Here is a 12,462-nt window from a genome sequence, read left to right on the forward strand (position 1 = left end):
AAGCCACTTGGCATAGCCTTCCTCAGGACGGTGATGTCGGGGCCTGCAAGAAATACCGGTAGCGATACATCTCCCGCAGGCCGAGTTGGCGGTAGAGCGCGATGGCCGGTGCGTTATCGGCCGAGACCTGCAGCCAGGCCGTCTCCGCCCCCTGTGCCGCCGCCCAGGCCACCGCGGCGCCCAGCACGCGCCGTCCCAGCCCCTGGCGGCGGAAGTCCGGATGCACCGCCACGTCGAAGAGGCCGGCCAGGGTTCCATCCGCCGCCACCTGCGCCGTGGCCGCCGGGCGGCCGTCGAGGCGCAGCAGCATCCAGGCGGCGGGCACCATCATCAGCGCCGGGGCACGGGTCTTTTCCTCCCGCCGCGCCGGGGTCTGGTAATCGGCGGTGGCGATCACGGAGAGCCAGTCCTCGTCCGGCGCCGGCAGGGCCTGCGCCGCCGGGTCTTCGGCGGCGAAGCCGATGGGGCCGGCCATGACCACCGAGCCCTTGTCCGCGCGGTAGCCGCGCGCTTCCAGCGCTTCGGTCAGCCCCGGCGGGTCCAGCGGCGTGGAACGGAAGCGGGCGGCCAGGCCCAGCCGCGCGTAATGCGCCTCGATGCGGGTGATGCGCGCCTCCAGCTCCGGGTCCGGCGCGGCGGACAGGGAGCTGGTGGCATTGGCGCGCCCGGTGCCGCCCAGGAAGGCCCGCAGCAGGAAGGGCCCGTCGAAGCCGGTGCGCGCCGCCGGCACTGCGGAATGGGAAGCGAGTTCGAGCTGCGTCACACTGGGTTCGGGCATCGGCGTCTCCGGCAGGGCACGGGTTCGGCGCCCGTGGCTCAGCCGGTGCCGCCGTAACGCGCGGGTGTCAACCGGTGGCCGCGAGCTCACCGCCGCGCAGGCGCTGGACCGGCACGACCGCCAAGGCGCCGAGCAGGCGCTGGATGCACTGCATCCACCCGCCTGAACCCGCCATCCTGTGAAGGCCCCCCGCCTTGGCGCGGGCGGCCCTTTGCGGCACAAGCACCGGCGGATGAGCGGGCCGCCGGACACCCGCGCCCGCCCGGCAGGAGGCGCGGCATGAGCGATCGGCACAGCATCGGCACGGCGGGGATCACCGCCACCATCAAGCCGGAGGGCGCGGAGCTTTGCAGCCTGCGCGACGGCGAGGGCGAGGAACTGCTCTGGCAGGCCGGACCGGAATGGCCGCGCCATGCCCCCGTGCTGTTTCCCGTGGTGGGCAAGCTGGCCGGCGATACCCTGCGCCACGCGGGCCGGGAATACCGCGTGACGCAGCATGGCTTCGCCCGCGACAGCCTCTTCACCTGGGCGGAGCGCGAGGCGCACCGCGCCGTGCTGCGGCTGGAAGACAGCGAGGCCACCCGCGCCGCCTATCCCTTCCCTTTCCGGCTGGAGATGATCTACGCGGCGGAGGGTTCCACGCTTTCCGTCACCACCCGCGTCACCAACCCCGGCGATGCGGTGCTGCCCTGCGGCGTCGGCGCGCATCCCGCCTTCCGCTGGCCGCTGGCGGCCGGGGTGGCCAAGGAAGCCCATCTGCTGGAATTCGATGCCCGCGAGACCGGCCCCGCGCTGTCGGTGCAGGATGCGCTGCTGGGGACGGAAAAGCCGCTGCCCTTCGATGGCCGCGTGCTGCCGCTTTCCCCGGACCTCTTCGCGCAGGACGCGCTGGTGATGCCGGGTGTCGCCAGCCGCTCGGTGCGCTTCGTGGCCCCGGGGGCGGAAGGCGAGGTCGCCAAGGCCATCACCGTCTCCTGGGAAGGCTTCAAGGACCTCGGCATCTGGTCCAAGCCGGGGGGCGCCCCTTTCCTGTGCATCGAACCCTGGTTCAGCATGGCCAGCCCGGTGGGCTGGGACGGCGAGATCGCGGAAAAGCCCGGCATCCTGCTGCTGCCGCCGGGCGAGAGCCGCGACTTCACCTGGCGCGTGGCGGTCTAGCCAGGGCGCCAGGCTGGCACGAAGGCCTCATCCCGCGGGCAGCGGGTTGAGCCCAGGACGCTTGCGCTGGCGCAGCATGTGAATCAGCGGCCGCTCGACCACGGCCCACATCACCAGCCCGCCCAGGATGCCGCTCAGCGCCAGCAGGACGAACTGCGGAAAGGGCGGCAGGTGCAGGTTCAGCTTCGTCAGCAGCATGACCTGCCAGGCCACGCCGATGCACGGAATGTGGAAGAGGTAGAGCGAATAGGAGGCGGAGCCCAGGATCGTCAGGGGCGTGGGGACCCGGAGCAGGTTCCGCCGTTCCGCTTCCGCGAGGCCCAGCACGATCAGGGCCGAAGGCAGGCCATAGGCGAAGCGCGCCGTGGTGCCATAGCCATCCAGAAGCGCCATGTTCTCCAGCCCGCTGGCCAGGCCGAAAGCGCCCAGCCCCAGCGTCAGGACCAGGCGGGGTGAGGAAATGGCGCCGGAGCGGAACAGCCAGGCGGCCGCGATACCGAACAGGAATTCGAGGTTGTAGGGACTGAAGACCATGGCAGGCAGAAGGCCTTCGCCTTCCTGGCCGGCCATGGTGACGATGCCGGCTAGCCAGGCGGCAAGCACCGTCAGGCCGGCATGGCGGCTCACGATCAGCACGGCGAAGATCAGGTAGAACAGCACTTCGAACTTCAGCGTCCAGGCCACGCCCACCAGCAGTTCGCCGTCCAGGGGCAACAAGGTGAAGGACCGCAGGAAGGTGGCGGTGGAGGGCATGCCATGGCTGCCCAGCGCGGCCATGACCATCGCCAGCGCCAGGGCCACCCAGTAGGTCGGCATCAGCCGCGTGAAGCGCTGCCTGGCATAGCGCCGGATCTGCTCCGGCCGGTCGATATCGGCGGAATGCACGAAGAAAATGATGAAGCCGCTGATGACGAAGAAGAAATCCACCCCGGCATGGCCAAACTGCAGTACCGCCTTGAGTGCCGGCACAGCGGTGGCTTGATTGAGGTGCAATACCGTGTGGTAGAGGATCACCAGAACAGCCGCGATGCCGCGCCCGGCCTCAATCCCTGACAATCTCCGCGGTTGGCTCGCCTCAACTTTCCCAAACAGACCAAACAGCATATCCGCACCTCCAGGCGCAGAAGTGCATGCCGAATTCGTTACATCAACGTAAAAAAGATGCAAAAATGAGACGAAGTGGCGTGGATAATCTGATTTTTATCCGCCACTTCGCCAGATACTAACCAGAAGGTTTAGAAGCCGCTGTTCGGCATGTTGCGCACAAAGGCGCGCCAGTCATGCTTGCGGGCCGCCGCGCGCTCCGTGCCATCGGGCAGCTTGGCATAGAGCGTCAGCGCATCCTTGGCCCAGAGCGCGTCGAAATTGGCCTCGTTCTCCAGCGCCAGGGCGGCGCTGCGCTCGAAGACGCCAGCCTTCACGCGCGGCTGGATCTTCATGACCCAGTAGATGGTGCCCACCGCCAGGATCAGCGCGCCGACATAGAAATGCACCAGCCAGATGCCCAGCAGGCTGGCCACCAGCAGCAGCGACAGCGGCCAGACATTCTCGCCCTGGTGATAGACCGGGGAGCCCGGGGTGTTCATCTTGCGGATATGCACGCCGAGCTGCACCTCGCCACGGTCGATCATGCCGCGGAGGGCTTCCAATTCCGTCATAGGCTCCTGGCTCACACTTCGAAGGCTGCGCGCATCAGGGCCTGGGTATAGGCCTCTCGCGGGGCGCGCAACACCGCATCGGCATCGCCGCTCTCCACCACCTTGCCGCCCTTCAGCACCATGATCCGGTGCGCCATGGCCCGCACCACCCGCAGGTCGTGGCTGATGAAGAGGTAAGCGAGCCTGTGCCGCGCCTGCAGGCCGCGCAGTAGTTCCACCACCTGCGCCTGCACCGAGACATCCAGCGCGCTGGTCGGCTCGTCCAGCACCAGCAGGCGCGGGTTCAGCACCAGCGCACGGGCGATGGCGACGCGCTGCCGCTGCCCGCCGCTGAATTCATGCGGGTAGCGCGTGGCCGTGGCGGGGTCGAGCCCCACCTCCTCCAGCGCCCCCTTCACCCGCGCTTCCCGCTGCGCCCGGCTGAGTTCCGGGGCATGCACCGCCAGCCCCTCCTCCACGATCTCCGCCACGCTCATGCGCGGAGAAAGCGAGCCATAGGGGTCCTGGAACACCACCTGCATCCGTGCCCGCAAGGGCCGCAACTGCGCGCGGGACAGGCCCTGGATCGGCTGGCCCTCGAATCGCACCAGACCCTCGCCGCGCTCCAGCTGCAACAGACTCAGCCCCAGCGTGGTCTTGCCGGAACCGCTTTCCCCCACCAGCCCCAGCGTCTCGCCCTCCCGCAGATTGAAGGAGACGCCGTCCACCGCGCGCACCTCGCCGACCTTCCGCCGCAGCAGCCCGCGCCGGATCGGGAAATGCACTTTTATCTGCTCAGCCTCCAGCACCACGGGGGCGCTGGGCGGCACCGGCTCCGGCTTCCCGCGCGGTTCCGTCGCCAGCAGCATTTTTGTGTATTCGTGCTGCGGGTCACCCAGCACCTGCGCCGCCGGCCCCTGCTCCACCACCCGGCCATGGCGCATCACCACCACATGGTCCGCATGCCGCCGCACGATGGACAGGTCATGCGTGATCAGCAGCATCGCCATGTTCAGGCGCTGCTTCAACTGGCCCAGCAGTTCCAGGATCTGCGCCTGGATGGTGACATCCAGCGCCGTGGTCGGCTCATCCGCGATCAGCAGCTTCGGGTCATTGGCCAGCGCCGCCGCGATCATCACGCGCTGCCGCTGCCCACCCGAAAGCTGGTGCGGAAAGGCATCCAGCCGGCGCGCCGGGTCCGGCAGCCCCGCACGCTCCAGCAACGCGATCACCCGCGCCCGCAGCGCCGCGCCGCGCAGGGGCTGGTGCAGCGTCACCGCCTCCCCCACCTGGCGGCCGATGCTGTGCAGCGGGTTCAGCGAGGTCATCGGCTCCTGGAACACCATGCCCGCCACGCTGCCGCGCAGCCGCTGCAACTCGGCCGGGCTGGCCTGCAGCACGTCGGTGCCATCCAGCAACACGCGCCCCGCCGGATTGGTGCCGCCCGATCCTAACAACCGCAGGCAGGACAGCGCCGTGACGCTCTTGCCCGAGCCGGATTCGCCGACCAGCGCCACCGTCTGGCCGGGCGAGACGCTGAAGCTGACCTCGCGCACCACCTCCTGGCCGCGGAAGGCGACGGACAGGTCCTGGACTTCGAGGATAGGCTTCATGCCGCTGGCGCCAGGAAGGACGAGAAGGCTGGGGTGGAAAGTCCACCCCAGACCCCGCTTCGCATTGGTGCTTCGGCGGAGGCGGCAGCGCGGGCGGGCTGCGAGAGGTCTTTGAACATCATCCCCACCGGGCCGCGCGCGCTGCGGTGGGTCGTGGCGGCACGGGCGGTGCAGCCCGCTCCAACTCGAAGCGGGGTCTGGGGTGGACTTTCCACCCCAGTCTTTCTCTTCCACAGCATCATCGCTCGCCTCCCGGCAGCTTGCGCGGATCGAAGGCGTCGCGCACCGCCTCGCCGATGAAGATCAGCAGGGTCAGCACGCCGCCCAGCACCACGAAGGCGGTGATGCCCAGCCAGGGCGCCTGCAGGTTGTTCTTGCCCTGGTTCACCAGTTCGCCCAGCGAGGGCGAGCCCGGCGGCAGGCCGAAGCCGAGGAAGTCGAGCGAGGCCAGGATGGTGACGGAGCCCGAGAGCAGGAAGGGCAGGAAGGTCAGCGTGGCCACCATGGCATTGGGCAGGATGTGGCGCAGCATGACGCGGCTGTCGGAAACGCCCAGTGCCTTGGCGGCGCGCACGTAATCCAGGTTGCGGCCGCGCAGGAATTCGGCGCGCACCACGCCGGTCAGCGCCATCCAGGAGAACAGCAGCAGGAAGACCAGCAGCGTCCAGAAGCCGGGCTCGATGATGGAAGAGAGGATGATCAGCAGGAAAAGCTGCGGCATCCCGGACCAGATCTCGATGAAGCGCTGGAAGCCGAGATCGACCCAGCCGCCGTAATAGCCCTGCACCGCGCCGGCCAGGATGCCGATGACGGAACTGGCCAGGGTCAGCGCGAAGCCGAAGAGGACGGAAATGCGGAAGCCCCAGATGATGCGGGCGAGCACGTCGCGCGACTGGTCGTCGGTGCCCAGCGGGTTGCGCCAGGAAGGGGGCGAGGGCGCGGGCTGGCCGAGGTCGCGGATGATGGTGTCATAGCGATAGGGCACGGCGGGCCAGATGGCCCAGCCGCGCTTCTCGATTTCCTCGCGCAGGATGGGGTCGCGCCAGACAGCCTCGGTGGGGAAGCCGTCGGAAAGGATGTCGCTTTCCGCGTAGCTGCGCAGCACGGGGAAGAACCACTTGCCTTCCACGCGGGCGACGATGGGGCGGTCGTTGGCGACGAATTCGGCGCCGAGCGTCAGCACGAACAGCACCGCGAAGATCCAGAGGGAGACCCAGCCGCGCCGGTTGGCGCGGAAGTTCTGCAGGCGACGGCGCAGAATGGGCGTCATGTCAGCGCCGTGCCTCGAAGTCGATGCGCGGGTCGATGAGGGTATAGGTGATGTCACCGATGATCTGCATCACCAGCCCCAGCAGGGTGAAGATGTAGAGGGTGCCGAACATCACCGGGTAGTCGCGGCGGATGGCGCTCTCGAAGCCCAGCAGGCCCAGGCCATCGAGCGAGAAGACGATCTCCACCAGCAGCGCGCCGGTGAAGAGGATGCCGATGAAGGCGGCGGGGAAGCCGGCGATGATCAGCAGCATGGCGTTGCGGAAGACATGGCCATAAAGCACGCGCTTTTCCCCCGCCCCCTTGGCGCGGGCGGAAAGGACGTATTGCTTGCCGATCTCGTCCATGAAGCTGTTCTTGGTCAGCATGGTCAGGCTGGCGAAGCCGCCGATGACGAGCGAGATGGTGGGCAGCACCATGTGCCAGCCGTAATCCAGCGCGCGCTGCCAGAAGGGCCAGTCGGCGGAGCCCGATGTGGTCAGGCCGCGCAGCGGGAAGATCTGCAGGAAGGACCCGCCGGCGAAGAGCACGACGAGGAGGATGGCGAAGAGGAACCCGGGCACCGCATAGCCCACCAGCACGGCGGCCGAGGTCCAGAAATCGAAGCGCGAGCCATCCCGCACCGCCTTGGCGATGCCGAGCGGGATGGAGATGAAATAGATCAGCAGCGTGGACCAGAGGCCGAGGGAGACCGAGACCGGCAGCTTCTCCAGCAGCAGGTCCAGCACCGGGCGGCCCTGGAACAGGCTCTGGCCGAAGTCGAAGCGCAGGTAGCCCTTCAGCATGGTCCAGAAGCGTTCATGCGCCGGCTTGTCGAAGCCGAAGGCGCGCTCGATCTCGGCCACCACGGCGGGGTCCAGCCCGCGCGCGCCGCGATAGGTGCCGACCGGGCCGCCACCTCCCCCTCCGCCGCCCCCGCCACCCGGGACGCGGACCTCGCCGCCGCCCTCGCCAGAGAGGCGGCCGATGGCGCTGCCGCCCTGGCCGCGCAGCTCCGCCAGCATCTGCTCCACCGGCCCGCCGGGGGCGAATTGCACGACGGCGAAATTGATCAGGATGATGCCGAACAGCGTCGGCACCAGCAGCGCCAGCCGGCGGAGGAGATAGGCGCCCACGCGTCGGCTACTGCGCCATCGTCTTGCGGTCGGCCGGCAGGGCGCGGTCGCGCGCCGGCTCCACCCACCAGCTCATCAGGTCCAGCCCATAGCGCGGGTTGCGCTCCGGCCGGCCGAACTTGTCCCACCAGGCGGCGCGGAAGACCCGGCTGTGCCAGTGCGGCACCACGTAATAGCTCCAGAGCAGCACGCGATCGAGCGCGCGGCAGCGGTCGATCAGCGCCTGACGGTCCGGGGCATTGACCACCAGCTCCACCAGCGCATCCACCACGGGGTCGGAGACGCCGATCAGGTTGCGACTGCCCGGCTCCTTGGCCTTTTCGCTGCTCCAGAAATCCCGCTGCTCATTGCCGGGGGAGAGCGACTGCGGGATCAGGTCCACCGTCATGTCGAAGTCGAATTCGTCGGTGCGCTTCTGGTACTGCGCGGCATCCACCGTGCGCACGCGGGCCTCGATGCCCAGGCGCTGCAGGGACTGCACGTAAGGCAGCGCCACGCGCTCGAAGGTCGGGCTGTCCAGCAGGATCTCGAAGGCAAAGGGCTGGTTCTGCTCATTGACCAGCCTGCGGTCCTTCACGGTCCAGCCGGCATCCTTCAGCAGCCCCAGGGCCTTGCGGGCGGCCTCGCGGTTGCTGTTCTGGCCGTCCGAGACCGGGACGCGGAACTCACTGGTGAACAGCTCCTCCGGCACCCGGCCCCGGAAGGCGGAGAGGATCAGCAGCTCGCCCTCGGAGGGCAGGCCGGTGGCGGCAAGCTCGGAATTGGAGAAATAGGAACTCGTGCGCGTGTAGCTGCCGTAGAAGAGGTTGGCGTTCATCCATTCGAAGTCGAACATCAGCCCCAGCGCCTCGCGCACCCGCCGGTCCTGGAACAGCGGGCGGCGGGTGTTCATGGCGAAGCCCTGCATGCCGGTGGGCAATTCGTGGCGGATCTCGTCGCGCTTCACCTGCCCCTGCCGCACGGCGGGGAAGTCATAGGCGGTGGCCCAGTCCTTGGCGATATTCTCCTGACGGAACTCCACCTGCCCGGCCTTGAAGGCCTGGAAGGCCACGGTGGCGTCGCGGAAATACTCGTAGCGCAGGGTATCGAGGTTGTTGGTGCCCTTCATGGTGGGCAGGTCGCGGCCCCAATAGTCGGGCACCCGCTTCAGCACGATGGAGCGCCCGGCCTCGAAGCGTTCCACCTTGTAGGGGCCGGAGCCCAGCGGCACTTCCAGCCCGGGCTGGGCGAAATCCTTGCCCTCCCAGAAATGCTTCGGCAGCACCGGCATCTGGCCCAGGATCAGCCCCAGCTCGCGGTTCTGGTCGGTGGAGAAGCGGAAGACGGCACGTTTCGGGCCATCCGCCACCACCTCGGCCACGTCGCCCCAATAGGCACGGTAGAAGGGGCGGCCCTTCTCGCGCAGCGCGTTGAAGGTCCAGACCACGTCATCGGCGGTGACGGGCTTGCCATCGTGCCAGCGCGCCTTGTCATGCAGCACGAAGGTGACGCCGCGCCGGTCCGCCGGCACCTCGATGGAGGCGGCGAGATGGGCGTATTCGGTGCTGGCCTCGTCCATGCTGGGGGCCAGCAGGGTGTCGTAGATCCGCACCACCGCACCCGCCGCCGTGCCGCGAAGAATAAAAGGGTTCAGGCTGTCGAAGGAGCCGATGGCGGCCAGCACCATCTCGCCGCCCTTGGGGGCATTGGGGTTCACCCAGGGCCAGTGCGGGAAATCGGCCGGCAGGCCGGGCTCGCCCAGCAGGGAGAGCGCATGGGTGCGGCGCATCTCGCCCGCCACCGGCGCGGCGGGCGCGGCCGGGGTGGCGGGGGCGGCGGGCGCGCTGCCCTGCGCGCGGGCGGCGAGGGCCAACCCGCTGCTGGCGAGAACAAGACCGGAAGCAAGGAGATGACGTCGGCGCATGGGCGATAGGATGTGGCTTCCGGCGCCGCAGGACAACCATTCCCGCGCGCCTCGACGGCAACGTCATGTTTCAGCGTAACGGGGGCGGGCTTCCCCTGCCCCCACCCTTCCCGCATAAGACGCCCGAGCCTTATCCGCACAGAGAACCCCCGCCCGCCCATGTCGCACAACAGCTTCGGCCATCTCTTCCGCGTCACCAGCTGGGGTGAGAGCCATGGGCCGGCCATTGGCGGCGTGGTGGACGGCTGCCCGCCGGGCCTGTCGCTGAGCGAGGCCGATATCCAGCCCTTCCTGGACCGCCGCCGCCCCGGCCAGTCCAAGTTCGTGACGCAGCGGCAGGAGGCGGACCAGGTCCGCATCCTGTCCGGCGTCTTCGAGGGGCTGACCACCGGCACGCCCATCGCCTTCATCATCGAGAACACCGACCAGCGGAGCCGCGACTACGGCGACATCGCCGATACCTTCCGCCCCGGCCATGCCGACCTGGCCTACCACCTGAAATACGGCGTGCGGGACTACCGCGGCGGCGGGCGGTCCAGCGCGCGGGAGACGGCGGTGCGGGTCGCCGCCGGGGCCATCGCCCGCAAGGTGCTGGGGGATACGGTGCGGCTGCGCGGCGCCCTGGTGCAGATGGGGCCGGATATCATCGACCGCGGCCGCTTCGACTGGGCCGAGGTGGAGCGGAACCCCTTCTTCTGCCCCGACCCCGTGGCGGCGGAGCGCTGGGAAGCCCTGCTGGCCGAGACGCGCAAATCCGGCAGCAGCCTGGGCGCGCTGATCGAGGTAGTGGCCGAGGGCGTGCCGGTGGGCCTCGGCGCCCCCCTCTACGGCAAGCTCGATGCCGAGATCGCCGCCGCGCTGATGAGCATCAATGCCGTCAAGGCCGTCGAGATCGGCGAAGGTTTCGCGAGTGCCGCCCTGACCGGTGAGGAGAATGCCGACGAGATGCGCATGGGACCGGATGGGGAAGTGGAGTTCCTGTCCAACCATGCCGGCGGCATCCTGGGCGGCATTTCCACCGGGCAGCCGGTGGTGGCGCGCTTCGCGGTGAAGCCCACCTCCTCCATCCTGACGCCCCGCCGCTCGGTGGACCGCTTCGGGCAGGAGATCGAGATGCGCACCAAGGGCCGCCACGACCCCTGCGTCGGGTTGCGCGCCGTGCCGGTGGGCGAGGCCATGCTGGCCTGCGTGCTGGCCGACCACCTGCTGCGCCACCGGGCGCAGAACCCGGATGCCCCCGCCCGCGCCCGCCTGCCGCGCAACTGAGGCGGGGCCGCCGCACAAGCGGATGTGAAAACGGAAGCCCACCCGGCGGCTGCCGGGAGGTTTCGCCACGCCTTTCCGCGCCTTAGCGGATTTTTCGGCCGAGGCCGCGCTTCAAGCACAACCTGAACGGGCTGCTTGACGTTGCATAGGCGCACCCGATTAGGCTTCGGGTCTCGCCACCGAGAAAAGAGGCGCCTGCCGATGTCGCTCGCCGATCCCGCCTTCGAGGATAGCGCGCCAGGGCTCTCCCCCTGGCAGGCCTTCATGGGCCTGGCGGGTGAGGCGGCATGGTCACGGCGGATGGCCGATCTGGCGTTGCGCGCCCGGCCGCATTCCTGGCGCGGGCGGGCGGCGCAGCAACGGCACGCCCTGGAACTGATCCTGGCCCGGCTGGCCCGCCCTGAGGACGGCCGCCGCGCCCCCAGCGCCGCCGAGCAGGCGCTGCTGGACCTGGCGCGCGATGCCGTCGCCCTCTCCGATACCCTGCCCGAGGCGCCGCGTGCCCGGCTGCGGGAGCAGTTGCTGGAAGGCCTGACCGGCGAGCAGACGCTGATCCCGCTCTTTCACCTGTTCCGGGAAGCGGCGCGGCAGCGGGCGCGCGGCTTCACCGTGCATTTCACCGGCCTGACCGAGGGCACCTCCTATGACCTGCTGCTGGAACGCGGCGGGGTGGAGGCGGAGTTGGCCTGCGAGACCGTCTCGGCCGAGGAAGGCCGCGCCCTGCCCCGCACCGACTGGTGCGCGCTGATGGACGGCATCAACCCCGACCTGCAGACCTGGCTGGCCGCGCATCCCGGCCGCTACCTGCTGAAGATGACGCTGCCCGACGGCATCCAGGGGCCAGAGCAGCTGTCCGAGTTGCAGCGCCGCATCTCCACCCTGCTGGCGGAACAGAAGCGGCAGGATGCCTCGGCGGCGGCGGTGCTCAAGCTGGACCCGCTGATGCTGGCCGGCGCCCGCATGGCCGCCCAGCGCGACCTGCCGCGCCAGTTGCGCGCGCAATTCGGCCCCGATGCGCATCTGGCCGTCACCGGCGACCCGGCGGCGGGCAGCGTCTTTGTGCTGGCGGCGCGGGCCGGGCAGGCCAATACCGTCTCCGGCGCGGCGGTGCGGCGGCTGGAACAGGCCGCCGCCAGCCGCTTCAGCGGCAGCCGGCCCGGCATCCTCTCGGTGTTCCTGGATGACCTGGAGCGGCCGGAATGGCGCGCGCTGCGCGACACGCTGGAACTGGAGGGCGCGGTGCGCCGCTTCTTCACCAGCCCCGGCGCCCGGCCGCTGGTGGCGGCGGCCTTCGCGACGCGGCTGGAGATGTTCGGCGCCACCCCGCCCGATGCCGTGGCGGAAGGCGAGCTGCGCTTCCGCAATTCCGGCCACGCCGCCGCCGCCTGCCCGGTGCTGCGGCCCGCCATCACCTCCTGCGGCTGACGGGCACCGGCGACGGGGGCATTCATCGCGGGATCGTTACGAAGACCCGATACATTCAGAAAAAAATCATGAGGAAAAGGGTAACCTTTTCCGTCATGCTGCATTGCGTCACCATTGCAATGCGTTTCGAGGCAGGGACCCGATGTCCGAGCGTGAGATGGAAGCCAAGCTGGTTGAACTGGACCGGCTCCTGAACGACCCCGAGGTTCGCATGGACCCGCATCGCGTCTGGCTTCTGCTGCAGGAAATTTCCGGCGCGGAGCGCCAGGCGCCGCAGCCCATGGCCGCCTGATTCCCG

11 protein-coding genes are annotated in these 12,462 nt (G+C 69.3%); 4 read left to right on the plus strand and 7 right to left on the minus strand.

Annotation, left to right across the window (positions count from 1 at the left end; all coding sequences use genetic code 11):
* Positions 1 to 22 precede the first annotated feature (22 nt).
* Positions 23 to 778, minus strand: a complete 756-nt coding sequence (locus EBE87_RS09665; protein WP_120639631.1) for a GNAT family N-acetyltransferase — start codon at positions 776 to 778, stop codon at positions 23 to 25.
* Positions 779 to 1,057: 279 nt separating this feature from the next.
* Here EBE87_RS09665 and EBE87_RS09670 point away from each other — a divergent pair, with 279 nt between their 5' ends.
* Entirely contained in the window at positions 1,058 to 1,936 is an 879-nt protein-coding gene (locus tag EBE87_RS09670; protein WP_120639632.1) for an aldose 1-epimerase family protein, read from the plus strand.
* 27 nt (positions 1,937 to 1,963) lie between these two features.
* Here the strand turns inward: EBE87_RS09670 and EBE87_RS09675 are convergent, their stop codons facing one another.
* The 6 genes from EBE87_RS09675 to EBE87_RS09700 form a co-directional block, all read right to left on the minus strand.
* Entirely contained in the window at positions 1,964 to 2,992 is a 1,029-nt protein-coding gene (locus EBE87_RS09675; protein WP_158600962.1) for an acyltransferase family protein, read from the minus strand.
* A gap of 179 nt (positions 2,993 to 3,171) precedes the next feature.
* Positions 3,172 to 3,594 (minus strand): hypothetical protein, encoded by a 423-nt coding sequence (locus EBE87_RS09680; protein ID WP_120639634.1) that lies wholly within the window; start codon positions 3,592 to 3,594, stop codon positions 3,172 to 3,174.
* 11 nt (positions 3,595 to 3,605) lie between these two features.
* Positions 3,606 to 5,186 (minus strand): ABC transporter ATP-binding protein, encoded by a 1,581-nt coding sequence (locus EBE87_RS09685; protein WP_120639635.1) that lies wholly within the window; start codon positions 5,184 to 5,186, stop codon positions 3,606 to 3,608.
* A gap of 238 nt (positions 5,187 to 5,424) precedes the next feature.
* Positions 5,425 to 6,456: an ABC transporter permease gene (locus tag EBE87_RS09690; protein ID WP_120639636.1), complete on the minus strand. Its 1,032-nt coding sequence runs from the start codon at positions 6,454 to 6,456 to the stop codon at positions 5,425 to 5,427.
* 1 nt (position 6,457) lies between these two features.
* Positions 6,458 to 7,570 (minus strand): microcin C ABC transporter permease YejB, encoded by a 1,113-nt coding sequence (locus EBE87_RS09695; RefSeq protein WP_120639637.1) that lies wholly within the window; start codon positions 7,568 to 7,570, stop codon positions 6,458 to 6,460.
* 7 nt (positions 7,571 to 7,577) lie between these two features.
* Positions 7,578 to 9,473, minus strand: a complete 1,896-nt coding sequence (locus EBE87_RS09700) for an extracellular solute-binding protein (RefSeq protein ID WP_122139973.1) — start codon at positions 9,471 to 9,473, stop codon at positions 7,578 to 7,580.
* Positions 9,474 to 9,632: 159 nt separating this feature from the next.
* On the opposite strand from EBE87_RS09700, the gene aroC reads away from it, so the two are divergent.
* The 3 genes from aroC to EBE87_RS09715 all read left to right on the plus strand — a co-directional run bounded on the left by aroC (position 9,633) and on the right by EBE87_RS09715 (position 12,456).
* Positions 9,633 to 10,739, plus strand: coding sequence for a chorismate synthase (gene aroC, locus EBE87_RS09705; RefSeq protein ID WP_120639564.1), 1,107 nt, complete (start codon positions 9,633 to 9,635; stop codon positions 10,737 to 10,739).
* 201 nt (positions 10,740 to 10,940) lie between these two features.
* The gene (locus EBE87_RS09710; RefSeq protein ID WP_120639563.1) at positions 10,941 to 12,164 is read left to right on the plus strand and encodes a hypothetical protein; all 1,224 of its coding nucleotides are present in this window, start codon (positions 10,941 to 10,943) and stop codon (positions 12,162 to 12,164) included.
* A gap of 142 nt (positions 12,165 to 12,306) precedes the next feature.
* A complete protein-coding gene (locus tag EBE87_RS09715) occupies positions 12,307 to 12,456 on the plus strand; it encodes a peptide chain release factor 1 (protein ID WP_120639562.1) in 150 nt (49 codons plus the stop codon).
* Positions 12,457 to 12,462 lie beyond the last annotated feature (6 nt).

Origin of the sequence: Teichococcus wenyumeiae, assembly GCF_003696345.1 — a bacterium.
Taxonomy (GTDB): domain Bacteria; phylum Pseudomonadota; class Alphaproteobacteria; order Acetobacterales; family Acetobacteraceae; genus Pseudoroseomonas; species Pseudoroseomonas wenyumeiae.

Bases quoted from the DNA above. Each gene is read 5' to 3' on its own strand.
- EBE87_RS09680 (WP_120639634.1), bottom strand. From the start codon at position 3,594: ATGACGGAATTGGAAGCCCTCCGCGGCATGATCGACCGTGGCGAGGTG.
- EBE87_RS09665 (WP_120639631.1), bottom strand. From the start codon at position 778: ATGCCCGAACCCAGTGTGACGCAGCTCGAACTCGCTTCCCATTCCGCA.
- EBE87_RS09690 (WP_120639636.1), bottom strand. From the start codon at position 6,456: ATGACGCCCATTCTGCGCCGTCGCCTGCAGAACTTCCGCGCCAACCGG.
- EBE87_RS09685 (WP_120639635.1), bottom strand. From the start codon at position 5,186: ATGAAGCCTATCCTCGAAGTCCAGGACCTGTCCGTCGCCTTCCGCGGC.
- EBE87_RS09700 (WP_122139973.1), bottom strand. From the start codon at position 9,473: ATGCGCCGACGTCATCTCCTTGCTTCCGGTCTTGTTCTCGCCAGCAGC.
- EBE87_RS09715 (WP_120639562.1), top strand. From the start codon at position 12,307: ATGTCCGAGCGTGAGATGGAAGCCAAGCTGGTTGAACTGGACCGGCTC.
- aroC (WP_120639564.1), top strand. From the start codon at position 9,633: ATGTCGCACAACAGCTTCGGCCATCTCTTCCGCGTCACCAGCTGGGGT.
- EBE87_RS09710 (WP_120639563.1), top strand. From the start codon at position 10,941: ATGTCGCTCGCCGATCCCGCCTTCGAGGATAGCGCGCCAGGGCTCTCC.
- EBE87_RS09670 (WP_120639632.1), top strand. From the start codon at position 1,058: ATGAGCGATCGGCACAGCATCGGCACGGCGGGGATCACCGCCACCATC.